Origin of the sequence: Ruegeria sp. SCP11, assembly GCF_040329455.1 — a bacterium.
In the GTDB taxonomy this organism is placed as follows: domain Bacteria; phylum Pseudomonadota; class Alphaproteobacteria; order Rhodobacterales; family Rhodobacteraceae; genus Ruegeria; species Ruegeria atlantica_E.
Window position 1 is genome coordinate 443,881 of sequence record NZ_JBDZYG010000001.1, and the last position, 25,186, is coordinate 469,066.

21 protein-coding genes are annotated in these 25,186 nt (G+C 58.7%); 8 read left to right on the forward strand and 13 right to left on the reverse strand.

Annotation, left to right across the window (positions count from 1 at the left end; translation table 11 throughout):
• Positions 1-19: 19 nt before the first annotated feature.
• Positions 20-3,475, forward strand: a complete 3,456-nt coding sequence (mfd, locus tag ABLN94_RS02270) for a transcription-repair coupling factor (protein ID WP_352988704.1) — start codon at positions 20-22, stop codon at positions 3,473-3,475.
• Here the strand turns inward: mfd and ABLN94_RS02275 are convergent.
• From ABLN94_RS02275 to ABLN94_RS02295, 5 genes are all read right to left on the reverse strand, one after another.
• On the reverse strand, positions 3,472-4,146 hold the full coding sequence (locus ABLN94_RS02275) for an SH3 domain-containing protein (RefSeq protein WP_352988706.1): 675 nt from the start codon (positions 4,144-4,146) through the stop codon (positions 3,472-3,474). The two genes, mfd and ABLN94_RS02275, sit on opposite strands and share 4 nt — an antisense overlap.
• Positions 4,143-5,807, reverse strand: a complete 1,665-nt coding sequence (locus tag ABLN94_RS02280; protein WP_352988708.1) for a tetratricopeptide repeat protein — start codon at positions 5,805-5,807, stop codon at positions 4,143-4,145. The genes ABLN94_RS02275 and ABLN94_RS02280 overlap by 4 nt, the downstream gene beginning before the upstream one ends.
• A gap of 57 nt (positions 5,808-5,864) precedes the next feature.
• A complete protein-coding gene (locus ABLN94_RS02285) occupies positions 5,865-7,073 on the reverse strand; it encodes a multidrug effflux MFS transporter (protein ID WP_352988710.1) in 1,209 nt (402 codons plus the stop codon).
• A gap of 76 nt (positions 7,074-7,149) precedes the next feature.
• On the reverse strand, positions 7,150-7,809 hold the full coding sequence (locus ABLN94_RS02290) for a DsbA family oxidoreductase (protein ID WP_352988712.1): 660 nt from the start codon (positions 7,807-7,809) through the stop codon (positions 7,150-7,152).
• Entirely contained in the window at positions 7,806-9,323 is a 1,518-nt protein-coding gene (locus ABLN94_RS02295) for a class I adenylate-forming enzyme family protein (protein ID WP_352988714.1), read from the reverse strand. The genes ABLN94_RS02290 and ABLN94_RS02295 overlap by 4 nt, the downstream gene beginning before the upstream one ends.
• A gap of 65 nt (positions 9,324-9,388) precedes the next feature.
• On the opposite strand from ABLN94_RS02295, the gene ABLN94_RS02300 reads away from it, so the two are divergent.
• A complete protein-coding gene (locus tag ABLN94_RS02300; RefSeq protein WP_170489103.1) occupies positions 9,389-10,012 on the forward strand; it encodes a helix-turn-helix domain-containing protein in 624 nt (207 codons plus the stop codon).
• Here the strand turns inward: ABLN94_RS02300 and ABLN94_RS02305 are convergent.
• Positions 10,001-10,237 carry a hypothetical protein gene (locus tag ABLN94_RS02305; protein WP_170489100.1) on the reverse strand — a complete coding sequence of 79 codons (237 nt, stop codon included), beginning with the start codon at positions 10,235-10,237 and terminating at the stop codon, positions 10,001-10,003. The genes ABLN94_RS02300 and ABLN94_RS02305 overlap by 12 nt on opposite strands.
• Positions 10,238-10,774: 537 nt before the next feature.
• Positions 10,775-12,589 (reverse strand): extracellular solute-binding protein, encoded by a 1,815-nt coding sequence (locus ABLN94_RS02310; RefSeq protein WP_352988717.1) that lies wholly within the window; start codon positions 12,587-12,589, stop codon positions 10,775-10,777.
• 294 nt (positions 12,590-12,883) lie between these two features.
• Between ABLN94_RS02310 and ABLN94_RS02315 the strand changes: the two genes are divergently transcribed.
• Both ABLN94_RS02315 and ABLN94_RS02320 read left to right on the forward strand, forming a co-directional pair.
• Positions 12,884-13,657: a 3-hydroxybutyrate dehydrogenase gene (locus ABLN94_RS02315; protein WP_352988719.1), complete on the forward strand. Its 774-nt coding sequence runs from the start codon at positions 12,884-12,886 to the stop codon at positions 13,655-13,657.
• 14 nt (positions 13,658-13,671) lie between these two features.
• Positions 13,672-14,697: a patatin-like phospholipase family protein gene (locus ABLN94_RS02320; protein WP_352988720.1), complete on the forward strand. Its 1,026-nt coding sequence runs from the start codon at positions 13,672-13,674 to the stop codon at positions 14,695-14,697.
• Here ABLN94_RS02320 and ABLN94_RS02325 read toward each other — a convergent pair whose 3' ends face one another.
• The 4 genes from ABLN94_RS02325 to ABLN94_RS02340 all read right to left on the reverse strand — a co-directional run bounded on the left by ABLN94_RS02325 (position 14,698) and on the right by ABLN94_RS02340 (position 17,904).
• Entirely contained in the window at positions 14,698-15,375 is a 678-nt protein-coding gene (locus ABLN94_RS02325) for a DUF502 domain-containing protein (protein ID WP_352988722.1), read from the reverse strand. It lies immediately after the preceding gene.
• Positions 15,376-15,439: 64 nt separating this feature from the next.
• Positions 15,440-16,351, reverse strand: a complete 912-nt coding sequence (locus tag ABLN94_RS02330; RefSeq protein WP_352988724.1) for a pseudouridine-5'-phosphate glycosidase — start codon at positions 16,349-16,351, stop codon at positions 15,440-15,442.
• A complete protein-coding gene (locus ABLN94_RS02335; RefSeq protein ID WP_352988726.1) occupies positions 16,348-17,241 on the reverse strand; it encodes a PfkB family carbohydrate kinase in 894 nt (297 codons plus the stop codon). The genes ABLN94_RS02330 and ABLN94_RS02335 overlap by 4 nt, the downstream gene beginning before the upstream one ends.
• Before the next feature lie 45 nt (positions 17,242-17,286).
• Entirely contained in the window at positions 17,287-17,904 is a 618-nt protein-coding gene (locus ABLN94_RS02340; RefSeq protein WP_352988728.1) for a thiamine phosphate synthase, read from the reverse strand.
• A 154-nt stretch (positions 17,905-18,058) separates the two neighbouring features.
• On the opposite strand from ABLN94_RS02340, the gene ABLN94_RS02345 reads away from it, so the two are divergent.
• From ABLN94_RS02345 to ABLN94_RS02355, 3 genes are read left to right on the forward strand one after another with little or no spacing between them, the layout of a single operon-like run.
• Positions 18,059-18,802, forward strand: a complete 744-nt coding sequence (locus ABLN94_RS02345) for an RNA methyltransferase (RefSeq protein ID WP_170489077.1) — start codon at positions 18,059-18,061, stop codon at positions 18,800-18,802.
• Positions 18,803-18,862: 60 nt separating this feature from the next.
• The gene (gene ctaA, locus ABLN94_RS02350) at positions 18,863-20,008 is read left to right on the forward strand and encodes a heme A synthase (protein WP_352988730.1); all 1,146 of its coding nucleotides are present in this window, start codon (positions 18,863-18,865) and stop codon (positions 20,006-20,008) included.
• Between the two features lie 5 nt (positions 20,009-20,013).
• Positions 20,014-21,486, forward strand: coding sequence for a carboxypeptidase M32 (locus tag ABLN94_RS02355; protein ID WP_352988732.1), 1,473 nt, complete (start codon positions 20,014-20,016; stop codon positions 21,484-21,486).
• A 67-nt stretch (positions 21,487-21,553) separates the two neighbouring features.
• Here ABLN94_RS02355 and ABLN94_RS02360 read toward each other — a convergent pair whose 3' ends face one another.
• Together ABLN94_RS02360 and gyrA are read right to left on the reverse strand one after the other, a co-directional pair.
• Positions 21,554-21,910: a hypothetical protein gene (locus tag ABLN94_RS02360; RefSeq protein ID WP_352988734.1), complete on the reverse strand. Its 357-nt coding sequence runs from the start codon at positions 21,908-21,910 to the stop codon at positions 21,554-21,556.
• Positions 21,911-21,964: 54 nt separating this feature from the next.
• Entirely contained in the window at positions 21,965-24,697 is a 2,733-nt protein-coding gene (gyrA, locus tag ABLN94_RS02365) for a DNA gyrase subunit A (RefSeq protein ID WP_352988736.1), read from the reverse strand.
• A 194-nt stretch (positions 24,698-24,891) separates the two neighbouring features.
• Between gyrA and ABLN94_RS02370 the strand changes: the two genes are divergently transcribed.
• Positions 24,892-25,161 carry an usg protein gene (locus ABLN94_RS02370; RefSeq protein WP_170325099.1) on the forward strand — a complete coding sequence of 90 codons (270 nt, stop codon included), beginning with the start codon at positions 24,892-24,894 and terminating at the stop codon, positions 25,159-25,161.
• The last annotated feature ends 25 nt before the right edge of the window (positions 25,162-25,186 follow it).

A 25,186-nucleotide genomic window follows, 5' to 3' on the forward strand; every position in this document is an offset into this window, starting at 1 on the left:
AATTCGGAAAGGCAGGACAATGACGGCTCCGAACCACGTAACAGTTGGCGGCGCCCCCGAAGGGTTTGACGCGCAGCTTGTCCTGAACGAGATCGCTCGGTCGGGCGGGCCGGTCTGCCACGTCGCGCGGGACGACAAGCGGATGGAGGCGATGCGCGCTGCGCTTGCCTTCTTTGCGCCGGATATGCCGGTGTTTGTCTTTCCGGGGTGGGATTGTCTGCCTTACGACCGGGTGTCGCCCAATGCCGATATCGCTGCCGCTCGAGTGGCGACCTTGGCCGCGCTGGTACACCAGATGCCCGAACGGTTCGTGTTGCTGACTACGCTGAACGCGGCGACCCAGAGAGTACCTGCGCGCAACGTGCTGCGCGAGGCGGCCTTCACGGCGCGCGTTGATCACCGTGTCGATGAAACGGCCTTGCGGAATTTTCTTGTGCGCATGGGGTTCACACAAAGCCCCACTGTAATGGAACCCGGAGACTATGCCATCCGGGGCGGTATCATCGACATCTTTCCTCCGGGTGAATCCGGCCCGGTTCGGCTCGACCTGTTCGGTGACGTATTGGACGGTGCTCGCCGTTTCGATCCCGTGTCGCAACGCACAACCGAGAAGTTGGAGGTGGTTGAGCTGGCCCCTGTCTCCGAGGTCATTCTGGACGAGGCCGCCATCACCCGGTTTCGCCAGAACTACCGTATCGAATTCGGTGCTGCGGGCACGGACGATCCCCTTTACGAGGCGGTCAGCGCGGGCCGCAAACACCAAGGGGTCGAGCATTGGCTGCCGTTCTTCCACGAGGAACTGGAAACCCTGTTCGACTATTTGCCGGGGGCCACGATTTCATTGGACGATCAGGTCACACCTGCGCGCCTGGCCCGATGGGAGTCGATTGAGGATCAGTATGAAACCCGCCGGTTGGCGCTGGAAAACCGTTCTCGAATGGATACGGTTTATAAGCCGACGCCGCCAGGCCTGTTGTATCTAGACGATACCGCTTGGGAGCAGGCCGTGGGCGACCGACGGGTGATGCAGTTCAGCCCTCTGCCGCAAGCGAGCGGCCCCGGTGTGATCGACGCTGGCGGGCGGATAGGACGGAACTTTGCCCCAGAACGCCAGCAGGAAAGTATCAGCCTATTTGGCGCGCTCGCCAGCCATATCACCGACAAGCTGGTCAAAGGGCCTGTTCTGATCGCCTCTTATTCTGAAGGTGCGCGCGAGCGTCTGACGGGGTTGATCGAGGACGAAGGTCTGGCCGAGGCGATCACTGTTACCCATGGTACCCGTATTGGGAAGCGCGGTTTGCATCTGGCCGTGTGGGCACTGGAACACGGGTTCGAAACGCCCGATCTGACTGTCATTGCCGAACAGGACGTTTTGGGCGACCGGCTTATCCGCCAACCAAAGAAACGTCGCAAGGCCGAGAACTTCCTGACCGAGACACAGTCGCTCAGCCCCGGAGATCTGGTGGTGCATGTTGATCATGGCATTGGCCGCTATCTGGGGATGGAAGTGGTCACCGCCGCCGGTGCGGCTCATGAATGCTTGCTGTTGGAGTACGCCGAGAAGGCCAAGTTGTACCTGCCTGTCGAAAACATCGAGCTCCTGTCCAAGTACGGTCATGACGAAGGTTTGCTGGACCGCCTGGGCGGAGGCGCATGGCAGGCCAAGAAGGCCAAGCTGAAAGAGCGTATCCGCGAGATGGCCGACCGGCTGATCCGGATCGCCGCCGAACGCGCGTTGCGCAAGGCTCCGGTCATGGATCCACCGCCGCACGCTTGGGAGGAATTCAGCGCTCGGTTCCCGTATCAGGAGACAGAAGATCAATTGCGCGCCATTTCCGAAGTCATGGAAGACATGCACTCTGGCGCGCCGATGGACCGGTTGATTTGCGGCGATGTTGGTTTCGGAAAGACTGAGGTTGCAATGCGCGCAGCCTTCGTCGCCGCCATGTCGGGTGTGCAGGTGGCGGTCGTCGCACCGACCACTTTGCTGGCCCGCCAACACGCCGCATCGTTCAAGGAACGTTTCCGGGGTTTCCCTCTGGAGGTGCGGCAGCTTTCGCGTTTTGTCTCCGCGAAAGAGGCGCAACAGACTCGCGACGGTCTGGCACGCGGAACGGTCGACATCGTGATCGGCACCCATGCGTTGCTGGCCAAGGGGATACGATTTAATAACCTAGGTCTGCTGATCATCGACGAGGAGCAGCATTTCGGCGTTAGCCACAAGGAACGTCTGAAACAATTGCGCTCGGACATCCACGTTTTGACGTTGACCGCAACTCCGATCCCGCGGACGCTGCAATTGTCTCTGACTGGTGTGCGTGATCTGTCGATCATCGGCACTCCCCCTATCGACCGCTTGGCAATCCGCACCTATGTCAGTGAGTTCGACGCGGTGACCATCCGCGAGGCACTGTTACGCGAACATTACCGTGGCGGGCAGAGTTTCTATGTGGTGCCGCGTATCTCGGACCTGCCTGAAATCGAAGAGTTCCTAAAAGAGCAACTGCCGGAACTCACCTATGTCGTGGCGCATGGCCAGATGGCGGCGGGCGAACTCGACGACCGGATGAACGCTTTCTATGACGGCAAATACGATGTTTTGCTGGCGACGACGATTGTTGAAAGCGGACTGGATATACCGACAGCAAACACGATGGTTGTGCACCGGGCGGATATGTTCGGATTGGCGCAGCTGTATCAAATTCGCGGCCGTGTGGGACGCTCGAAAACCCGCGCCTATGCCTACCTGACGACGAAACCGCGCCAGAAACTGACCGCTACGGCCGAGAAACGCCTGCGGGTTCTGGGCTCGCTGGATACGCTCGGCGCCGGGTTTACTCTGGCGTCTCAGGATTTGGATATTCGCGGCGCAGGCAATCTGCTGGGTGAGGAACAATCCGGACAGATGCGCGACGTGGGCTATGAACTCTATCAGTCGATGCTGGAAGAGGCGATTGCCAAGATCAAAGCCGGGGAAATGGAGGGTCTCTCGGATGCTGATGATCAATGGGCGCCGCAGATCAATCTGGGAGTCCCGGTTCTGATACCCGAGGATTACGTACCCGATCTGGATGTGCGTCTGGGCCTTTACCGCCGACTGTCCTCACTCTCAACCAAAGTTGAGTTGGAAGGCTTTGCCGCCGAGTTGATCGACCGCTTCGGCAAACTTCCGAAAGAGGTGAACACGCTGATGCTGGTTGTGCGCATCAAGGCGATGTGCAAACGGGCGGGGATTGCCAAGCTGGACGGCGGGCCGAAGGGCGCCACGATCCAGTTCCACAACGACAAGTTCGCCTCGCCTCAGGGGTTGGTTGAATTCATCCAGAACCAGCGAGGATTGGCAAAGGTCAAGGACAACAAGATCGTCGTTCGACGCGACTGGAAGAAGGACAGCGACAAGATCAAAGGGGCCTTTGCCATTGCCCGGGATCTTGCTGAGAAGCTGATGGCCGAGAAGAAAAAGGCAAAGGCTTAGTCCCCGCTAACAAATGTGCATAGCTGCCAGTTGCCCGCATCCGATTTCACAATCGCGGCACGATGGCCGGTCATGGGCCACAGGAAATCCCGGTGCATGTATCCCTGGGTACCGTCGGTCAGCAGCACGCGCTGGTACTCGGCCGCGTCCTGAAACGTACGGATGATTACGACTTCGTGGCTAATCAGTCCCAGAATCGGTGCGCCTCGAATTGGTTGCTGGCGCAGAGACACATCCTGACCTGTCACAAAGTAAGCCAAGCTCGGATCCAGTGAGGCGGGCAGAGTGATCTGCCATTGATGCGGCATCCAGAACTCGCCTTCCTCATCGAAATAACCTGGCTGAGACAGAGTGTTCTCAAGGTCGGTCCAGTATTGTTCCCGCGTCGCATCCGCGTCGTCGCGATATTCTTCTGACAAAGTCTCGGGGTCGAGGATCAGATTGGCTCGCAGCTCTGCGGGGCCGCCTTCTCCGCCGTGACTTAGGTAAATATCGGGGCAGGCCGATGCGACAACGGCTTCAATGTCCCTTGCGGCCACTTGGGCCAGCAATGTGTCGCGAAAGGCCACCAATGACGTATCATCGGCGGCCTCGTCGACTGGCGGAAAGGTTTGGCGGTCGGCAAAGGCAGGGCCGCAAAGAAGCGCGACCAGAAGAACGGCGTATCTCATTCGGCGGCCCTCATCGCGGCTTGAGCGCAGAAACAGGAGGCGCCAACTGCCCGGTCAGCACGAGCAAGCGCCAAGTCGAGGCGTTGTTTAATCTGAATGATTTCAACAGATTCTTCGCGCGCATTCAGGCAGTCATACAGACCTTTTAGACTCCAGACATTGTCGGGGTGGATCGAGGCGCGGCTGAGGTTTCCACCCAACCCCAGATCCTCGCGGTAGACCGCTTCGGCTTCTGATGCGTGCCCTTGTTCGAACAGCAACGCCCCCAGCGCGTGGCGGGTAGGTTGCATCCAACCCCAAGGCTCGTCATAGGGCAAAGTGTCGTCCAGTTCGACTGAGTGGCGTAGGTGGGCATAGGCGATGTCATAGTTGCCTTTGCGATACTCGATCTCTCCACGCAGCATTTCACGAGCGATTTCAAGCAGATCTACGACGCGGTTATTGTGCAGCAGCCGGGTTTCTGGGACACAGGCCTTGGCAGATAGGAACAGTTTCTCTTCGGCTTCCGCCTCGGCCACCTGACCGGTCGCGGCATGGGCGATGGCGCGAGCGTAGTGGATGGTTGCAGTCAGCGTGCGGTAGAGGTCGGGGTCGGTTGGCAATTCCAACGCTTTGGCTTCCTCCCACCGGCCAAAGCGAATGAGAATATGTGGGCCCATGGACATATAGCTTTCGAAGTAATCCGCCATGGGCGGGCTTTCGATGCGCAGCATCTTTTCAGGTGTTGTATCCCACAGGCCCTGATTGGCGCGTAGGGCAGGCTCCATCTGGCCCAAAAATAACGCTCCGTAGATGGCAAAATGGTAATTGTGCTGACGATAGCCGGTGTAAATGTTGAACGCTCCTTCGCGCTCATAATACTTCAGGTCGGCCTCAGTGGCTTTTTCGTTCCAGTACAAGACGTTGTGAAAGTGGCCGCATAGAACGTCGATATGGGTTGGCATATGCACCAGATGACCCGCATCGGGAACCAACGTGCGTAACACATCCCCGGCTTTCAGCGCCTTTTCCGGGGTCGGCGACATCTCCATCAGGTGAACGTAAAGGTGCAGCAGGCCGGGATGGGACATGGCGGACAGGTCATTGGCCATCGCATCCTCTAGCACATTCTGCGCCTCAAGCGTGGCGGCACCTTCTGCGGGCTTGCCGGTTTTGAGGTCCCACATTTGCCAGGGGGTAAGGTTCAGCAGCGCCTCAACATATATGGTGCGTAGGTCCAATTGATCAGGATTCTCGGCAAAGGCGACACGCATGGCGTCGGCGAAATCGTGATCCCAACTGTGCATCTCCGGGATCGGGTCGCGCTGAGGATAGCGTGCGGGCAGGGCGCGGATCAGAGCCTTTTCGACCGGAGTGCATGTGTCCAGCAATGCCAGCGCATGTTGGGTCGCGTCATAGGCCTGCGCAAGCGCTTTCTGCTGGCCGTTCTCGTCGCGCAAATCCCAGGGCAGATTGTAATTCGGACCGGCCGCATAAGCGATGCCCCAGTAGGCCATGGCGCAGTTCGGGTCGTGCTCGGCCGCGCGCTGGAAACAGACAACGGCCTCGTCATGGTTATAGCCATAGGTCCAGGCCAGACCGCGATCGAACCAAAGTTGTGCTTCGGCTAGGGACGTGCTGACCGGACAGGAATGCGTGCCCAGATCGTAATAATCGCTCATTGAAAATCTCCCCTAGGATCAAGGGGAGGTTAGCGGGATTCTCGCAGGCTGCACAGATCAGGCGGGTACTCTGTTTTCGATCCGGCCCATATGAAGCATCAATCCGAATCCAGTCAGGCTCATGACTAGTATGCCGGTGGTTAGAGGAGTCAGAGTACCATCGAACAATAGCCCGATAGGCGCTGCGATGGCGGCAGCCAGTACGGTCGAGAATGCACCGATGACCGACGCTGCCATACCGGCAATGTGTCCCATCGGCTCCATCGCGATGGCGTTCAGGTTGCCCATCGTCATACCCGCCATAAAGAAGATCGAGGTCTGCCAGAAAACGAAAACCGCGAACGACAGGTTGGGTGACAACGGCACCATGTTCAGGGCGATTACACCTGCGGTGATGACGATTTGCGCTCCCAAGGCCCATGTCACCAACCGGCGCATGCCGACGCGGATGACCAGGGCTGCATTCAGCAGGCTGGCCGACCCTGCCATCAGGGCCACAAAGCCGAACCAGAAAGGGAAGCTGTCGGCGCTGTCGTGGATTACATCATAGACCGGCTGCACCATGGTCAACGTGGTGAACAGCATTCCCAGACACAGCGTCTGCACAAAGATGGATACGCGCACAGTCGGATGGTTGAACATCTCGCGCGCGGCCGAGGCCATCAGGGGGAGACGCAGCGGCCGTCGGTTCTCGGGCTTCAAAGACTCCGGTAAGCGCAAGCCCATCCAGATCACGGTGATGACAGAGAAGAGGATAAATGACACAAAAATTCCGCGCCAGCCTGCGACGGCGATCATGCCCGCACCCAACATCGGTGCTACGGCGGGCACCAGAGTAAAGATCATCATAGCGATGGAAACGATCCGGGCCATTTCGCGCCCCGAGTACAAATCGCGGATAATGGCCATAGCAACCACGCGCGGCGCAGCGCAACCGACACCCTGAACTACGCGTGCGATCAGCAGCAGCTCCAGCGAGGAACTGGCCCAAGCTACGGCGGCAGACACGATATAGAGCGCCGAGCCAACATAGATCACCGGTTTGCGCCCGAACGCGTCAGAGATTGGGCCTACGAAGAATGTTCCGATACCCATGCCCAGCACAAAAGAGGTTAGGATCAGTTGCGCCCGGTTGATGTCATTGGGGCTAAGCTGCGCGCCGATTTCGGGCAGAGCGGGCAGCATCGAGTCGATGGAAAACGCAATCGTCGCAAACATCATTGCGATGAGTGCGATAAATTCTCCCAAAGACATACGATTTGCCATTGCGCGCCTCCTGACCGGTCCGCGCTATCACGACACGGCAGGCGGCGCTAGGGATCAAAACGCACAGAGTCCTGTGCTAATTTGCAGAGGAAGCCTCAAGCTGAGACATAATCTCTCCGATGACTTTTTCCCACATTTCAGGGGGTTGCGCACCGGGAACCGCGTGCTGGTTCGCCACAATGAATGTCGGGACCGAGTTCACTCCCATCTGACGCGAATGCGTGTCACGCGTGCGGATATCTTCTCGGTCGGCGTCGGACTTGAGAAGTTTCAGCACCACGGCGGCGTCCATGCCGACGCTGTCGGCGATGTCGGCCAGAACTTCATGGTCTCCAATATCCCGACCTTGCACGAAATAGGCATCGAACAAAGCATCCACGACGGCGTTCTGCTTGCCTTCGATCCCGGCCCAATGGATCAGGCGGTGGGCGTCCAGTGTGTTGGGGGTGCGTTTCATGCCTTCGAAGTCGATGTTCAACCCGGCTTTCTCGGCGTGTTCCACTACGGGTGCATAGGCCCGGACCGCACCGTCTTTGCCACCAAATTTACCTTCCAGGTACTCTCGCCGGTCCATGCCTTCATCTGGCATGTCGGGGTTTAGTTGGAACGGGTGCCATTCGATAACAAAGGGATGATCCGGAATAGCCGTCAGAGCCTTGTCCAGGTGAGTCTTGCCGATATAGCACCACGGGCAGATCGGGTCGGACATGATGTCGAGTTTGACGGTCTGGGTCATGGTGAATTCGCCTTGAAATAGGCCGGCAGCGCCCGGCGCAGAAGTTTGCCATTGCCGCCTGTTGGCAGCTCGGGCAGGTGAATGAATGCGCGGGGTTGCTTATACCGTGCAAGGTTTGCCTCCACATAGGTGCGCAGGTCGGCCTCGTCCAGCTTTTCCGGCCCGGTATAGAAAGCGGCGATCACATATGTGTCCTGTTTGACTTCGACAGCGGCTGCGCCCACCTGCGCAACACCGGGGTATCGGGACAGCACCGCCTCGACCTCAACCGGCGAGACGCGATAGCCGCCTGCGTTCATCATGTCGTCATCGCGGCCGAGGTAAGTGATTTGCCCATCCACGGCCATCGCGCCCTGATCGCCGGTCAGGAACCAGTCGCCCTGCATGCGGGCCTCGGCCTCATCCGGTGCGTTCAGATATGTCAGCATCAAGCCAGGGTCCGAGCGGTGAATGGCGATGGTGCCCTCCTGACCCTGCGGCACCGGTCCGTCCGGCCCAAGGATCGCCACCCGGCGGCCCGGTTGCGGTTGACCCAATGCTTCGCCGCGTGCCGGGTGGGCAGGGCTTGAAGATATAAAGGTCGAGCACTCCGACATGCCGTAAGCTTCGTACAACTCGGTCCCAGTTGTTTCTGTCCATTGCGCGTGCAGGTGTCGCGATAGCTTTTCGCCAGCGCACAAGCCGTGGCGGAGGTCCGGCAGGTTAAGGTTTTCGGACGTTTTCAGCAGTTTGCGAAATACACCTGGTGCGGCTGCGAACATCGTAGCCCTATGCTTGCGCAAGAGCGCAGGCAGGGCATCAGGATCGGAGCCCGGTTCAGGGATCAGCGCGGTTGCACCGATTGTCCAAGGATCCATAAGCCCGGTGCCCAGCGTATATGTCCAGTTGAACGCCCCGGCATGGCACAGGCGGTCCGAGTTCTGCAGCCCGTACCAGCCATCGACCATCAACTGACGTGCCCAGATGGCGCGATGAGCGTGCGCTACGGCGCGTGGCTTGCCGGATGTGCCAGACGTATAGACGATGTAGGCCATCCGATCCGAGTCACCGAATTCAAACATGGCCGGGGTTAGGGCCCGCATCTGGGTCAGATCGCTCAAAGTTATCTGAAGGGGGTGCGTCGCGCAGGCGACAGTCGGGTCTCGCAAAATGGCGGCGGGCTTGAGCTCAGCGATCATACGCTCAGTTTCTGGCTCGGTCAGTTGTGAAGAGGTCGGGACAGGCACTATTCCAACCGAAATTGCTCCAAGATAGGCAATCGGAAAGTCGACGGTATTTCCCAACCGCATCAACGCGATATCGCCGGGTTTTAGTCCAGCCTGCAGCAAACCGGTTCCGGTGCCCAGAATTGCCGATTTTAGCGCTTCGTAAGTCCAGTCTTCAGTATCGCCGCTAGACAGCACCGATAATGCGATCTTGTCCGAATTTCTATCTGCATGGCGCAACACATGTGCAGCCAAGTTAAATGGTTCCGGGCAAGTTGGGGGTGGCCCCTGATCGAATATAGAAAGCATGGCAACTGGCTATCGTGCCGCTTGGCGCGTTGCAAGCGCGGCGGGCTGGGCCTATAGAATGGCGCATGAGTACCAATGAACAGCCATCACTGATCCGCATCGCCCGCGACTCGGGTGATCATACCGATCCTGAACCGCTTGATCTGGGCGCGCGCGTGCGTCAGTTGCGCAAGGCGCGGAACTGGACGTTGGAGCAGGCGGCTACTCAAGCCGGATTGGCGCGCTCGACACTTAGCAAAATCGAAAATGGGCAGATGTCGCCCACTTATGATGCGCTGAAAAAGCTGGCGACCGGACTGGAGATTTCGGTGCCACAACTGTTCACCCCGCCTCAGCGTGATCAAGTGATCGGGCGCATGGCCGTGACCCGGATGGGGGAAGGTGCAGAGCACCCAACAGTGACATATGAACATGAGCTGTTGGCCGAGAACCTGACGAAAAAGCAAATGCTGCCCTACCGTGCCCGCGTGCGCGCGCGCTCAATGAACGAATTCGACGGCTGGGTGCGCCACGACGGCGAAGAATTCCTGTATGTGCTGACAGGGGTTGTGAAACTTTATACCGAGTTCTATGAACCCGTCGAAATGCGCCGCGGAGACAGCGCCTATTACGACGGGAGTATGGGGCACAATGTCATTTCAATAAGTGACGAAGATGCCACCATCCTATGGGTAACGTCACTTGCTTAACGCTTTGCTGAACTCGCGGTTCAGGCCTTCGGTAAACAGAAAATCCTCAAGCTCTTCGTGCGCTTCATTCACGGTCAGGTGGTGGCGTTCGGCCAGATACGCTTCAAACCCTTTTCGATCTTTACTCAGCCGCACCTTGTCCTGATCGCGCAGGTTCGGAAAACGCCGTTTAGCACGGGAATACATAGCGTCCCAGTCTTGCGTCAGGTCGGTCCAGTTCAACATCAGTCAGTTTCCGTAGTTCGGGTTTCACGGCTGCTCGGCCCTTATTTCAGGGTACGGAGGGGGCGGGAAACCGGGTGCATGACAAAATGTCGCACCCTTGCTGAGCTTACGTAAGGTAAAAAGACCCGTTGCGCAGTACGCACAACGGGCCTACGGACCTGAGGTTTGAGTGAGTGGAGGCCGGTCCGCGAAATCCAAGTGTTGCGCGTCGAATAAAAAGCTATCTAACGAAAATCTCAGAAATAATCCGTTTATACGGCGCGTCTAAATATTGATAGGCTATATCGTCAGAGGGCGATCAGTAAAGCCCCTTGTGGTTGTTTTTTGACTTTTCCCTGTAATTTGGTCCAATTGCGAGATGTGGTAGAGCTGACTCGTGCTGCTGCCATATTTGGTTGCTCTTGTTAGGTGTGCCGAAATCCGCCGAAAAGTGACACCCTCGGACAAGACCCGTAAACGCATATTAAAATGTGGATGTGAGATTTTCGTGCGGCACAGGTTCCCAAGCCGTTGTTGCCTGCAATTCGCTTCAGCCGGTCACTCTTCGAACCACCAAACCTGCGGCATATACTCGGGCCCATCGCCATAGATCGGTAGGGTCCGGGGGTGTTTAAGCTCTTTGGCGTGAGCGATACGCCCGACGTCAAAATTCCAGATCGGAATCACATAACGACCAGCAGTCAGCACACGATCCAGCGCGCGGGTCGTGGAGACAAAATCTTCGTGACTTTCCGAGGCCAGCATCGTGTCGATCAACTCGTCCACGGCGGGAGAGGCCACCCCCATTAGATTGCGCGTGCCTGGCGTTTCGGCGTTTTCACTGCCCCAATACAGGCGCTGTTCGTTGCCGGGTGAAAGGGACAGAGCGCGCCGAAAGAAGGTCATGTCGAAATCCAGTTCTGCATTTCGACCGGTGAACTGAGCGCTGTCTACCTGTTCGACTGTGACCTGAATGCCGAGCCGTTCCAGCGCTCGGGTATAGATTTCGATGGCGGTCTGGCTTTCGCTGTCCCCTTGCTGCAGCAGAACGGTTATGGTGAAGTCTTCGCCGTTCTGATTGCGTAGAACACCATCCTGAACGGTCCAACCCGCCTCGGACAGAAGTCTGTTGGCCTCGCGGATGTTGGCTCGGTTGCGGGCCGAACCGTCCCCGACAGGCAGGGCGTACCCCTCAAGCGCACCAGGGGGCAGGTCGCTCTTGTAGGTTTGCAACAGCTCAGCAACTTTTCCGGTGGCAGGGCCAGACTGCATGCCCAGATCAGAGCCGGAAAAATATGAGGTGATCCGCGGCTGCGCGCCGCCTGTAATCGTGTCGTTGATGTATTCGAAATTGAAGGCCAGCAGTAACGCCTCACGCACGCGCCAGTCGTCGAATGGTGCATTGCGTGTGTTCATGACGAAACCCGTCATGCCAGACGGTTTTTCGTGTGGGATTTCGGTCTTGACTACGTCGCCACGTTCCACTGCGGGGAAGTTGTACTGGGTATCCCATTTGTCAGCGTTGAACTCACGGACCGCGGTCAATTCCCCAGCCTTGAATGCCTCGAACAGTACGGTGCCGTCGCCATAAAATTCGATCCGCATCTCATCAAGGTTCATGGTGCCGAGGCGGAAGGGGATATCCGCGCCCCAATAGTCTGGATCGCGGCGTAGGTTAACGAACCGCCCGGCTTCATAGCTATCGATCACATAAGGCCCTGAACCGACGGGAATGTCATGCAGTGAGGCATTGGCGAAATCCTTGCCCTCCCATTGTGCTCTTTGCAAGATCGGCCGTAATCCGGCGATCAATGCCAATTCCCGGTCAGGTTCATTAAACGTGATGCGCACCGTGCGCGGGCCGGTTTGTTCAATGCTGTCGATTTTGCCCCAAAGCCCACGGTACCGAAGATGTCCTTCGGTTCCCAAAGTCTCATATGACCAGATAACATCGTCGACAGTTACCGGGCTACCATCCGAGAATCGGGCTTTTTCGCGAAGAGTAAATTCGACCCAAGACCGGTCTGGTGCAGTCTCTACTGATTCGGCTAACAACCCGTAAAGAGTGAAGGGTTCGTCCCAGGACCGGCCCATCAGGCTCTCGTGGGTCCAGAACCGAAGCTGCCAAGGTGAGGTCCCTTTCTGCACAAACGGGTTCAGACTGTTAAAGCCGCCGGTATTTCCGAAAACAACTTTCCCTCCTTTGGGCGCATCCGGGTTGGCATAGGGCAGAGACACAAAATCCGGTGGTAAGGCAGGGTCGCCGTACATAGCTATGCCATGGGCCGATTCTGCGTGGGCGATTGTGACGGCAAAAACAGAGGCGATTCCCGCGATCAGAGGACGAACGGGGCGTAGAAAATTGGGGCGCATTTTGGAAACAATCCTGCTCAGGCCTTATTTTGTTGGGATTCACCGTACCGATGATTTTTCTTATTATCAAACTTTTAGCTTGGACGAAGGCGGGGAATTGCGTATAAAGGTTGCACTGCTCGATAGGTTTCTTGCCTGTATGAAACCTGCCTCAATAACTTAACGCCCGCTTCGCGCGGGCGTTTTTTTTTGAAGCATTTCCCGCCCGGATGCAGAACCCGGACGTTTCCCCGTTTCTTTTGCATGTGCAGCATGGCACTGTGCCGCCAAAGCGGATTTTGAGGGAGAAAGCCCATGAGCCTGGCGGGAAAAACAGCGATCATCACAGGATCGAATTCGGGGATCGGACTTGGGGTCGCGCGTGAATTGGCCAAAGCTGGAGCCGACGTGGTTTTGAACTCGTTCACGGATAGGGATGAGGATCACGCGCTTGCGGCCGAGATCGCGCAAGAGACCGGAACCAACGCACGTTACATCAAAGCCGACATGTCCAACGGCGGCGAATGCCGTGCGCTGATTGAGAAAGCAGGTGCCTGCGACATCCTGGTGAACAACGCCGGTATTCAGCATGTCGCTCCTATTGATCAGTTCCCGGTCGACAAATGGGACGCAATTATCGCGATTAACATGAACTCGGCCTATCACACTATGGCCGCGGCGCTTCCGATGATGCGTAAGGCGGGTTGGGGTCGGATCGTCAACATCGCTTCGGCGCATGGTTTGACGGCTTCACCGTTCAAGGCGGCCTATATCGCGGCGAAGCACGGCGTGGTTGGGATGACGAAAACCGTGGCGCTGGAAACCGCGCAGGAACCGATCACCTGCAACGCCATCTGTCCGGGCTACGTACTGACTCCTCTGGTCGAGGCGCAGATTCCGAACACGATGAAGGAATACAACATGAGCCGCGAGGATGTGGTTAAAAACATCCTGCTGGAACGTCAGCCTTCGAAAGAGTTTGCAACGGTTGAGCAACTGGGCGGTACGACGATCTTCCTGTGCTCGGACGCAGCGGCACAAATTACCGGCACCACGATTTCGGTGGACGGGGGCTGGACGGCTCTTTGATCGAGGAAGCCGCAATGAAACGGATCAACCTGGCTCTGCAGGGTGGTGGCGCGCATGGCGCGTTTACCTGGGGTGTTCTGGATCGTCTGCTGGACGAAGAGGATATCGAGGTTGCTGCGATCACTGGGACGTCGGCCGGCGCACTGAATGGAGCTGCGTTCAAGTCAGGCATGGTCCGTAACGGGCGAGACGGCGCTCGGGCCAATCTGGACGGGCTATGGGAGCGTATGGGGGCCGTTGGTGACATGCGCCTTGCCAATTGGATGCATGCGATCGAGCCTGCGCAGATTGCCCAAGCGATGGAATACTCGTTGCCGTTTTCGGTGGGCGACGCCTGGTCCCGTCTGGTCTCGCCTTACGCGTACGGCCCGTTCTATCGCAACCCGCTGGAGCCGGTTGTGGATCGGTTCAATTTCCACGAGATCTGTGCCGATGAGGGCCCGCAATTGTTTGTGTGCGCGACCTGTGTCCGCAGCGGCAAAATCCGCGTGTTCACGGGCGAAGAGGTTTCGACCGACGCAATTCTGGCCTCGGCTTGCCTGCCAAACCTGTTTCAGGCAGTCGAGATTTTTGACCCCAAGTCCGGCCGGACTGAGGCTTATTGGGATGGCGGTTATACCGGCAACCCGGCGCTCTACCCGTTGTTCAACAACGACCTGCCCGATGATGTAGTGATTGTGAACATCAACCCGCTGGAACGGGATGAAATACCCAAGACGCCGCAGCAGATCCAAAATCGGATCAACGAGATCAGCTTCAACTCGTCCCTGTTCCGCGAATTGCGTGCGATTAGCTTCGTTCAACGCTTGTTGGCTGAGGGTAAGTTAAAAGCGGGAGAAAAGAGCCGGGTTCTGGTCCACATGATCGCCGATGACGAACTTATGAACAATCTGTCGGTAGCGACCAAAACGGTGCCCAACCCGGTGGTGCTACACAAACTGAAAGAGGCCGGACGCGCAGCGGCGCATCGTTTCCTCAATGATCACAAGGCGGACCTGGGGGAAGCCAGCACCGTGAACCTGCCCGAGATGTTCAGCTGATCACTCGGGCGGTTGCGTCGGATCTTTGCCGTTCGGATAGACCAGCCCGGCTGAAATCACCAGCTTGGCCGCGTCCTCGATAGTCATGTCCAGCAGGATCACGTCTTCGGCCGGAAAAAACAGCAAAAAGCCCGAGGTGGGGTTGGGCGTGGTCGGGATGAACACGCTCAGCAAGTCACCTGCGGTTTCGGCGCGCACGGACACTTCACCCTTGGCGGTGGTGGATACAAAGCCGATGGCCCAGATGCCACGGCGGGGGTACTGAACCAGACAGGCTTTTTCGAAAGACCGTTCGGTCTGGGCGAAGACTGTCTCGGAGATTTGCTTAATGCCGGAATAGATCGAACGGACGACTGGCATCCGGTCGACCAGGCTTTCGGTGAATGAGATGAACGAACGGCCTAGAATGCCCTTGGCAATCCACCCCACGAGGACAGTGAACACCAAAAAAATGACCACACCAACGCCGCGCAGGTTGATGCCCACATATTGCTCGGGTTGAAACTGTTGCGGGATCAGCGGCAGGACGGCGCTGTCGATCCAGCCCACCACGGACCAGATCAGCCAGATCGTCAGCCAGACCGGTGCAATGACGACGATGCCCGTAAGGAACGACGCACGCAGCCGGGAAAACAGGCCGGGGCGGCGATGGGGTTCTTCGTCAAACGGTGTGTTCATTGCGATCCTGAGTGATTTGCGGATTTAGGTAAGCAGTCCGGGCGCTTGGTGCAATAGGGCTGTTCTACGCAGCTTTCGTCAGAGCAATTGCTATACCAGCAGCAAGGCGGGCGTTGTTGCGCACCAGCGCAATATTGGCGGTCAGCGAACGACCGTCGGTCTGTTCATAGATTCGTTGCAGAAGATAGGGCGTGACCCCTTTGCCGGTGATCCGATGCGTATCGGCATCCGCTTGGGCTGAGGCGATGATCGGGGCCAGTTCTTCGGCCGGGATTTGATCCGCGCTTGGGATTGGGTTGGCGATCAGCTGGCCTCCGGGCAGGCCGAGCGCGCGGCGGGTGGCGTGGGCCTTTGCGATATCCTCGGCAGTGTCCATTCGCAACGGCGCGGCATAGGGCGACTTGGCCGACCAGAAGGCCGGGAATTCGTCCTGACCATGCGCGATGACAGGAACACCCAGCGTTTCCAGCACCTCAAGCGTTTTGGCCAGGTCTAGGATCGCTTTCGCACCGGCGGCCACTACGGTAACCGGAGTTTGGGCCAGTTCGTGTAAATCGGCTGAGATGTCGAACGACGTCTCGGCCCCTTGGTGAACGCCACCGATACCGCCGGTGGCGAAAACTTCGATACCCGCGTAATGGGCGGCGATCATTGTTGCCGCAACTGTGGTGGCTCCGGTGCCGCCGGTTGCCATGCAGGCGGCCATGTCCGCGCGGGACAGTTTGGACACGCCCTGCGCCTGACCCAGCGATTTGAGCTCGTCTGCCTCAAGCCCTACGTGCAGCTTGCCATCAATCACTGCGATCGTGGCTGGCACGGCTCCCGCGTCGCGGATGTCTTGCTCGACTTGTGCCGCCACCTCGATGTTCTGAGGGTAGGGCATCCCGTGCGTGATGATGGTGCTTTCCAGCGCGACGATAGGCTGGTTTGCGTCTTTTGCTGCGCGAACCTCGGCGGAATATTGGATGTCGATCACAGTGGAGTTTCTCCGGAAACGTAAGTTGCGGCGGCGTGCAGTGCACGAGTCAGGGCTTCGTCGTTCGAAGCGCCACTAGCCTCGGATGCGATATGAGCCGCCATGAAAGTATCGCCTGCACCGGTCACACGGGTGACCAGAACGGACGGGGGTGTTTGGGTCAGGATTTCGTCAGCACTGCCGATGGTGGCTGAGTTTCCGCCGTCGGTGACCAGCACCCGCAGCGCGCCACGATCCAGTAAGCCTTTAGCAGCGCTTTCGGAATCTGTAAATTCGCGCTGACACAGAATGCCTGCCTCTTCCAGGTTCACATAGAGCGTCGCGCGGGCGTGTTTCAGGAAGGGCAGTAACCGCTCGGCCTTTCCGGGCGAGGCTGGGGCCACGCGCAAGTCGGCTTTTGCAAAAGCGGGGCTTTGGGCGATTTCCTCCAGCAGGGTCAATGTCAGGTTACCATCCAGAGCAATTGGGCCTTCGAACGGCATATTCTCGTAGCCCAACGGTCCGTGCATCAGGGGGCGCAGGATTTTAGCTCCGGCTGCCTCCAGCGAATGCGCGTCGGCAATTGCAGCGATCAGGCCGTTGGCTCCTTCGACGGCCATATATCGGTCGGTCGGCAAATCCTGCGAGCGATAAATGTGGTCTGTCACCATCCCCAGCCGGGCGCAGGCGTTGACCAATTCGTCTCCCTCGGGGTCCCGGCCAATGGCGGTCAGCAAGGTCGGCGTCATACCGAAACGGACCAGTGTCATGGCAATATTCATTGCCACGCCGCCGGGAAGGCGGGTGATCCGGCCCGGCACGTCCGAGCCCTGCCGCATTGCGCTGGCAGAGCGTCCAATTATGTCCCAAAGGACCGAGCCGATACACAGGATTTCGCTGTTCTGAGTCATGACGAACTCATGCCGCAGCCCCGGCGCGTGCGCAAGGGTTAACGCTCACATCGCGTCGGTGAGCGTCTTTAGCGCGGCAACCGGGTTGTCCTGCGACCAGATCTCGTCGCCGATGCCAAAGAAGTCGGTGTGAGGGGCCAGATCGCGGATCAGGTCAAGGGTCAGGCCGCCTTCGGCCACAACGGGAACCTCGATCATTTCGGACCACCACTGGAACAGGTCTTTTTCTGCGGTTGTACCGTCGCCCAAAGCCGACGCGCCGACCGGACCAAACGCCACATAATCCGATCCCGCTTCGCCAGCGGTCATGCCGTCATGGCTGGAGGCTCCGCAGAAACTGCCGACGATAGCATCTGCACCCAGTTCCTTTCGCGCAGCCCGGACCGAGCGCGCCGCGTCGTCCAGATGCACCCCGTCCAGACCTAGACGCTGCGCCAGCAGGACATGGTTGGAGATCACCAACGCTACATCACGCGTATGGGCGACCTCGCGGCAGACATCGGCTGCGCGGGCGATGGCGTCCTCATCCGCCCCGGCCAGTGCCAGCCGGATGCAGGCGATGTCCGCGCTATCAAGCACGCGACCCAGCTGATCGGGAAAAGTGCTCAAGGTGATCGTGGGCGGGGTGATCAAGTAAATCTGCGGCTGCTCGGGGGTGTCCATTGGCGCGTCCTTCGCTTTCAGTCTTTGGCGCGGTTTAGCGGATTGCGCCGGGGAAGCAAACTTTTATGCCGATTTATAGCTTAATTGACTGTCTCGACGCCTTGCCCTGCGCCAGCGCGCCGATTACAGCAGGCGCAGTTTTGCGGAGACAGCCATGCCCAGCGATAAATCTCAACCCTCCTTTGTGCTCGTGCGCCCGCAGATGGGAGAAAACATTGGTGCCGCCGCGCGGGCAATGTGGAATTTCGGGCTGGACCGGATGCGGATCGTGGCGCCGCGCGACGGATGGCCGAACCCCAAGGCGGTGGCGATGTCCAGCGGGGCGGGCCGGCTTCTGGATGAGGCGCAGCTGTTTGACGATCTGGCGGGCGCGCTGGCTGACAGCACTTTTGTTTTTGCCACCACGGCACGGCAGCGCGGTCTGACCAAGCCGGTCTACAGCCCCGAGCGCGCCATGCAGATTGCGGCCGAAAAGGTCGCGTTGGGTGAGAAGGTCGCCGTATTGTTTGGCCCTGAACGGGCAGGGCTTGAGAACGAAGATATCGCCAAGGCCAATGCCATTATCTCGGTGCCGGTGAATCCGGAATACGCCTCTCTGAACCTCGGTCAATGTGTGTTGCTCACCGCTTATGAGTGGATGCGCCAGACCGGGGATGTGGTGCATGAGGCCACCGATCTGGGTAAGGGCGACTGGGCCACGGGGATTGAGGTCGAAAAGCTGGTCGAACATTACGAGGACCGGCTGGAAGAGGCAGGCTTCTTTTATCCGCCGGAAAAAGCCGACGGCATGAAGACCAACCTGCGCAACCTGTGGTCGCGGATGCGGATGACACGGGCGGATGTGCAGATGCTGCACGGGATCATGCGGCAGATGGTCCGCTGGAAGGAAAAGGGCTGAGGCTGGACCTATCTCCACTCAGGCCCTAGCTTGCGACGAAAATCAGGACATGAGGACGGCATGAGCGGTAAGCGCAGCATCTTCGAAGAGGTCTCGGACACCGAGAAACAACAGGCGGTGCAGCCCGGCATGATCGACCGGGGCCGCGGCGGTGCGCGCGGTGCGATCCGGATTTGGCTGATGATCCTGTTTGCGCTTGTCGTCGTGATGATCGCCGTTGGTGGCCTCACGCGTCTGACCGATAGCGGGTTGTCGATCACCGAATGGCGCCCGATCACCGGAGCCATCCCACCGATGACCGAGGCCGATTGGCAGGCCGAATTCGACAAGTACAAAGAGATCGACCAGTGGCGCATTCAGAACCAGTGGATGGAGCTGAGTGATTTCCAATTCATCTACTGGTGGGAATGGGGCCACCGCCAACTGGGCCGCGTGATCGGCCTTGTCTGGGCGCTTGGCTTCCTTGGTTTCCTCGTGGCGCGTAAAATTCCAACCGGATGGACCGGCAAGTTGCTGATCCCCGGCCTTCTGGGCGGCGTCCAAGGTGCTGTCGGCTGGTGGATGGTCGCCTCGGGCGTGACACAGGGTGAGGGCATGATCGCCGTCGCCAGCTACCGCTTGGCGGTGCATCTCGGGCTGGCATTCGTGATCCTTGGCTTCCTTGCCTGGTACATCTTTGAACTGGGCCGCGAAGAGCGTGACCTGATGCAGGCCCGCCGCGCGAAAGAGGCGAAATTGTTCTCGCTGTCCACCGGCTTGATGCACTTTGCGTTCCTGCAAATCCTTATTGGTGCGTTGGTCGCCGGGATCGACGCGGGTCGGTCTTATACCGATTGGCCGCTGATCGGCGGGCAGTTGTTGCCACCGGATGCGGCGATGCTGGAACCGATGTGGCGCAACTTCTTTGAAAGCCCCGGCTTGGTGCAGTTCATTCACCGCTGCGCGGGTTACCTGCTGTTCATCTTTGCCGTCATTGTCTGGCGACGCGGCGGCACCAGTGCGCACCCGCAGACGCGGTTTGCCTTCAACGCGGCCTTCGCGGCGCTGTCGCTGCAGGTGGTCATCGGCATCCTGACCGTGGTCTACGCTGCCCCGTGGCAGCTTGCCATTTTCCACCAGTTCATGGCCGTCGTAGTTTGGACCCTGATCCTGCGCGCACGGTTCCTGACCGCTTACCCCATCGCCACTTCAATCCGCGGAGCCTGACCCCGATGACCGCTTATGACGACTTGATGGCCTTTCAGCGCGAAACCTCGGCCCTCGGGCAGATTGCCGGGCGGTTGGGCTGGGATCAGGAAACAGTGATGCCGCGCGGCGCCGCCCCGCAGCGCGCCGAAGAGATGGCCGCGATCGAGGCAGTGCTGCACGCCCGCCGCTCGGACCCGCGCGTGGCCGAGTGGCTGGAGCAGGCCGATCCGCAAGACGATGTAGCTCGCGCCCAACTGCGTGACATCCGCCGATCATACGAGCGCACGGTCAAAGTGCCCGCCGATCTGGCGAAAGCCATCGCGCGTGTGACCTCTGCCGCGCAAGGCACATGGGCGAAGGCTCGCGCTGACGAAGATGTGGCGGCGTTCCTGCCTGTGCTGCAAGAAGTCGTCGCGCTGAAACGCGAAGAGGGCGCAGCGCTGGCCCAAGGCGGTGATGTTTACGACGCTATGGTCGAGGATTATGAACCCTACACAACAGGCGCACAGATTGCCGAGATTTTTGACCAGATGCGCCCGCGTCTGGTGGCTCTGCGCGCTGCTGTTCTGGACAAACCTGCGCCGCAAGCCCTGACTGGAAAATTCGACGAGCTGGCGCAGATACGCCTGTCGCAGAAACTGGCGACCACCTTCGGCTATGATCTGAATACGGGGCGCGTGGACAAGGCAGTGCATCCGTTCAGTTCTGGCAGCGGGCTGGACGTGCGAATAACCACCCGCACCAGCGAGACCGACCCGTTCAACTGCTTCTACTCGACCATTCACGAGGTCGGCCATGCTGCCTATGAACAGGGTATCGACCCAGCTTATGCGTTGTCCCCGCTGGGGCAGGGTGTGTCGATGGGCGTGCACGAAAGCCAGAGCCGCATTTACGAAAACCAACTGGGCCGCTCGCGCGCTTTCACCGGCTGGCTCTATGATCAGATGGTGGAGGTATTTGGGGACTTCGGGATCGCGGATGCAGATTCCTTCTACGCCACGGTGAATGGCGTCCATAACGGCTATATCCGCACGGAGGCGGATGAGGTGCAATACAACCTCCACATTATGCTGCGTTTCGATCTGGAGCGCGCCCTGATGGCCGGAGATCTGCAGGTCAGCGATCTGGAGGCCGCTTGGAACGACAGGTTCAAGGTCGATTTCGGCTATGCCGTCGACAAGCCCTCGAACGGGTGCTTGCAGGACGTGCATTGGTCGGTCGGTCTTTTTGGGTACTTCCCAACCTATTCTCTGGGCAACGTCTACGCAGGGTGTCTTAATCAGGCACTGCGCGCTGCGGTGCCGGATCTGGATACGCAATTGGCTGAGGGCGATACCTCTGGCGCGACTGGCTGGCTGAGGGAAAATCTACAGCGCCACGGTGGGCTTTACGCGCCGCGCGAGATCATCGAACGCGCTAGCGGTCAAAAGCCGGGACCCGAGCCACTGCTGAGTTACCTCGAAGCAAAATTCTCGGACCTGTACGGTCTGAAATGACTTGGGTGGCGTCGCCGATCCCGCTTTGTGATCGCCAAGTCGGTATCGGCTGAACGCGCCCTGCGCTTTAGCGTGCCGTGCATTTCATGACACGTCCGTCGGAACGCGCAACGCTCAGCGATCCATCGGCATTTTTTTCGACCCGGCGTTCATCGCCATATCCGTCCGAGGTGAGGCGACCTTCGATGCTTATGCTATATTCAGCCTCGACTGTCTTACCCCGCACGATAGCGGAATAAGGAATGGACGTGGCGTCCAGCGTCACGTCCGAAACGATCCATTCCAGAGGCGTCTCCCCCATCATGCAGTCAAAATGCTGACCACTGATTTCTTCAATTAATGCAGACCCGAGCAACTCATCGGCGTGTACAGGTTGCGCGGCCAAGGCAGAAATAGCGGTGATGGGAAGAAGGAGGTGCTTCATTTTGCTTTCCGAAAAGAAAATGAGCGGCTTTTGCGCCGCTCATCGTTGTCAACATTAGGCGTCCGCCTCTTCGTCCCCCTGATCGGCGATCCAGGCGACGCTGACGACCTCTTCGCCCTTGCCGGTGTTGAACACCTTCACGCCACCCGCGCTGCGGGATCGGAAGGAAATGCCGTCCACTGGCACCCGGATCGACTGGCCTTTGGAGGTGGCCAGCATAATCTGGTCATCGATTTCAACCGGGAATGAGGCCACAAGTTCACCGCCGCGCATCGCCTTGTCCATGGCCGCGACACCCATGCCACCGCGTCCGCGAACGGGGTAATCGTGGCTGGAGCTGAGTTTGCCTGAACCGCCGGTCGTGATCGTCAGGATCAGGTTTTCGGCGGCCGACATTTCGGCATAGCGTTCCTGCGTGATGGTGCCGGGGGTTGCTTCATCCTCATCAGTCTCATCAGTCTCGCCATCATCGGCGATACCCGCTACGGCACGGCGCATTTTCAGATACGCGGCGCGTTCATCCGGCCCGGCCTCAAAGTGGCGGATGACGGACATGGACACGACACGGTCTCCATTGGTCAGCTTGATGCCACGCACACCGGTAGACTCACGCGAGTTGAAGACGCGTACATCGGTGGTCCGGAAACGGATCGCGCGGCCGGAATTGGTAACCAGCATCACGTCTTCGTCTTCCGAACAAATGCGGGCATTCACCAGTTCCACGTCTTCCGGCAGCTTCATCGCAATCTTGCCGTTGCGGCGGACATTGGTGAAATCCGACAGACGGTTGCGGCGCACGTCACCGGCGCTGGTGGCGAAGACGATCTGCAAGTTCTCCCACTCTTCGTCCGGCACATCCACAGGCATGATTGCCGCGATGGAAACACCGGTCGGGATCGGCAGGATATTGACGATCGCCTTGCCCTTACCGGTCCGACTGGACTGCGGCAGACGCCAGGTCTTGAGCTTGTAGACCATGCCTTCGGTCGTGAAGAACAGCAGCTGGGTATGCGTGTTTGCAACGAAGAGGTTGGTGACGACATCCTCTTCCTTGGTCTGCATACCCGACAGGCCCTTGCCGCCGCGCTTCTGGGCGCGGAAATCGGCCAGCGGAGTACGCTTGATATAGCCACCCGAGGTGACGGTCACGACCATGTCTTCCCGCTCGATCAGGTCCTCGTCTTCCATGTCACCGGACCAGTCGACGATCTCGGTGCGGCGCGGAACGGCGAACTGTTCGCGCACGGTGCGCAATTCATCGCCGATGATCGACATGATGCGTTCGCGCGATGACAGAATATCCAGATATTCCTTGATCTTGGCAGCCAGTTCTTCCAGCTCGTCCGTGACCTCTTTGACACCCAGTTGGGTCAGGCGCTGTAGACGCAGGTCGAGGATGGCACGGGCTTGAACTTCCGTCAGGTTATAGGTGCCGTCGTCGTTCATCTTGGACAGAGGATCGTCGATCAGGCGCAGATAGCCCTCGATCTCGGCTGCAGGCCAGCGGCGCGTCATCAGCTTTTCACGCGCCTCGGCTGCGTCGGCTGAGGATCTGATCGTGGCAACGACTTCGTCCACGTTCGAAACGGCCACGGCCAGACCGCACAGGATGTGGCTGCGCTCGCGCGCCTTGCGCAGGTCATACGCGGTGCGGCGGGCAACGACATCTTCGCGGAAATCGATAAATGAAGTCAGGAACCGGCGCAGGGTTAGCTGCTCAGGCCGACCACCGTTCAGGGCCAGCATGTTACAGCCGAACGACGTCTGCATTGGTGAGAAACGATACAGCTGGTTCAACACCACTTCGGGCGTCGCATCACGCTTTAGCTCGACCACGACCCGCACGCCGTTACGGTCGGATTCGTCCTGAACGTGGCTGACACCTTCGATGCGTTTTTCGCGAACGGCCTCGGCAATCTTTTCGATCATCGCGGCCTTATTCACTTGATAAGGAATTTCATCGACCACAATTGCGTAACGGTCTTTGCGGATCTCCTCGACGCGGGTCTTGGAACGGATAATCACGCTGCCGCGCCCTTCAAGGTAGGCCTTGCGCGCGCCAGAGCGGCCCAGCATCACGCCGCCGGTCGGAAAGTCGGGGCCAGGGACGTATTCGATCAGTTGCTCGGACGTCAGATCAGGGTCGTCGATCAGGGCCAGCGTCGCGTCTACCACTTCACCAAGGTTATGCGGCGGGATATTCGTCGCCATACCCACGGCGATACCACCGGCACCGTTGACCAGCATGTTCGGGAAACGCGCGGGCAGGACGGTCGGTTCCCGGTCCTTGCCGTCGTAGTTGTCCTGAAAATCGACTGTTTCTTTTTCGATATCGGCCAGCAGGGAGGCGGCGGGTTTGTCCATCCGCACTTCGGTGTACCGCATGGCCGCCGGGTTATCGCCGTCCATAGAGCCAAAGTTTCCCTGACCATCCAGCAACGGCAGCGACATCGAGAAATCCTGCGCCATTCGCACTAGCGCGTCATAGATCGCGCTGTCGCCGTGCGGGTGGTATTTACCCATCACATCGCCAACTGGGCGCGCCGACTTTCGGTAGGCCTTGTCGTGCGTGTTCCCGGTCTCGTGCATCGCATAGAGGATACGCCGGTGCACCGGCTTCAGCCCGTCGCGCAGATCGGGGATCGCGCGGGACACGATGACCGACATGGCATAGTCCAAATAGGACGTGCGCATCTCGGATTCGATGGACACCGTCGGGCCGTCATAGGCTGGGCGCTGCGGCGGGGTTTCATCCATGTTTTCTGGGGTTTCTGGCGTATCGCTCACGTAAACTGCCCGTTCTTTGTGCAGGGTCTATATCTTGTGGATGTACCTTATCAGACCCGGCACATAAGGTGCAAGCAAGCAACGTTTTTGCGTGCGAAAAACCCCTGTAACGCCAGAGTAACTAATTGTTAACTAAGGATTAGGGGGTTTTCGTGTTACCCTGAAGAGACCTTGCAACAAAATTGGAGGTCTGCATGGAGCAAAGCGAAACCGAATTGATGCTCAAGGGGTACGGGCTGACGACGGCGGAATTCTTCTACCACATGCCCGACTATATCCACGTTCTGAACACGTTCATTTGGCAGGATTATGACCTGGCACCGGATCATCCGAAGCTCTTTAAATTTGTCGAGTTCTGGCAACGCGAGATCGAAGGTCCGCTGCATTCGGTCCGGTTCACGCATCGCAAGATGATCGCGCCCGGAGAATGGCGCAATGTTGTGGGTGAATTCAGAGTGAACTGAGTGTTGGGCTGAATTTTTCGGCCAG

Excerpts from the sequence above, each read along its gene's own strand:
- mfd (WP_352988704.1), top strand. The coding sequence starts at position 20 with ATGACGGCTCCGAACCACGTAACAGTTGGCGGCGCCCCCGAAGGGTTT.
- ABLN94_RS02275 (WP_352988706.1), bottom strand. The coding sequence starts at position 4,146 with ATGAGATACGCCGTTCTTCTGGTCGCGCTTCTTTGCGGCCCTGCCTTT.
- ABLN94_RS02280 (WP_352988708.1), bottom strand. The coding sequence starts at position 5,807 with ATGAGCGATTATTACGATCTGGGCACGCATTCCTGTCCGGTCAGCACG.
- ABLN94_RS02285 (WP_352988710.1), bottom strand. The coding sequence starts at position 7,073 with ATGGCAAATCGTATGTCTTTGGGAGAATTTATCGCACTCATCGCAATG.
- ABLN94_RS02290 (WP_352988712.1), bottom strand. The coding sequence starts at position 7,809 with ATGACCCAGACCGTCAAACTCGACATCATGTCCGACCCGATCTGCCCG.
- ABLN94_RS02295 (WP_352988714.1), bottom strand. The coding sequence starts at position 9,323 with ATGCTTTCTATATTCGATCAGGGGCCACCCCCAACTTGCCCGGAACCA.
- ABLN94_RS02300 (WP_170489103.1), top strand. The coding sequence starts at position 9,389 with ATGAGTACCAATGAACAGCCATCACTGATCCGCATCGCCCGCGACTCG.
- ABLN94_RS02305 (WP_170489100.1), bottom strand. The coding sequence starts at position 10,237 with ATGTTGAACTGGACCGACCTGACGCAAGACTGGGACGCTATGTATTCC.
- ABLN94_RS02310 (WP_352988717.1), bottom strand. The coding sequence starts at position 12,589 with ATGCGCCCCAATTTTCTACGCCCCGTTCGTCCTCTGATCGCGGGAATC.
- ABLN94_RS02315 (WP_352988719.1), top strand. The coding sequence starts at position 12,884 with ATGAGCCTGGCGGGAAAAACAGCGATCATCACAGGATCGAATTCGGGG.
- ABLN94_RS02320 (WP_352988720.1), top strand. The coding sequence starts at position 13,672 with ATGAAACGGATCAACCTGGCTCTGCAGGGTGGTGGCGCGCATGGCGCG.
- ABLN94_RS02325 (WP_352988722.1), bottom strand. The coding sequence starts at position 15,375 with ATGAACACACCGTTTGACGAAGAACCCCATCGCCGCCCCGGCCTGTTT.
- ABLN94_RS02335 (WP_352988726.1), bottom strand. The coding sequence starts at position 17,241 with ATGACTCAGAACAGCGAAATCCTGTGTATCGGCTCGGTCCTTTGGGAC.
- ABLN94_RS02340 (WP_352988728.1), bottom strand. The coding sequence starts at position 17,904 with ATGGACACCCCCGAGCAGCCGCAGATTTACTTGATCACCCCGCCCACG.
- ABLN94_RS02345 (WP_170489077.1), top strand. The coding sequence starts at position 18,059 with ATGCCCAGCGATAAATCTCAACCCTCCTTTGTGCTCGTGCGCCCGCAG.
- ctaA (WP_352988730.1), top strand. The coding sequence starts at position 18,863 with ATGAGCGGTAAGCGCAGCATCTTCGAAGAGGTCTCGGACACCGAGAAA.
- ABLN94_RS02355 (WP_352988732.1), top strand. The coding sequence starts at position 20,014 with ATGACCGCTTATGACGACTTGATGGCCTTTCAGCGCGAAACCTCGGCC.
- ABLN94_RS02360 (WP_352988734.1), bottom strand. The coding sequence starts at position 21,910 with ATGAAGCACCTCCTTCTTCCCATCACCGCTATTTCTGCCTTGGCCGCG.
- ABLN94_RS02370 (WP_170325099.1), top strand. The coding sequence starts at position 24,892 with ATGGAGCAAAGCGAAACCGAATTGATGCTCAAGGGGTACGGGCTGACG.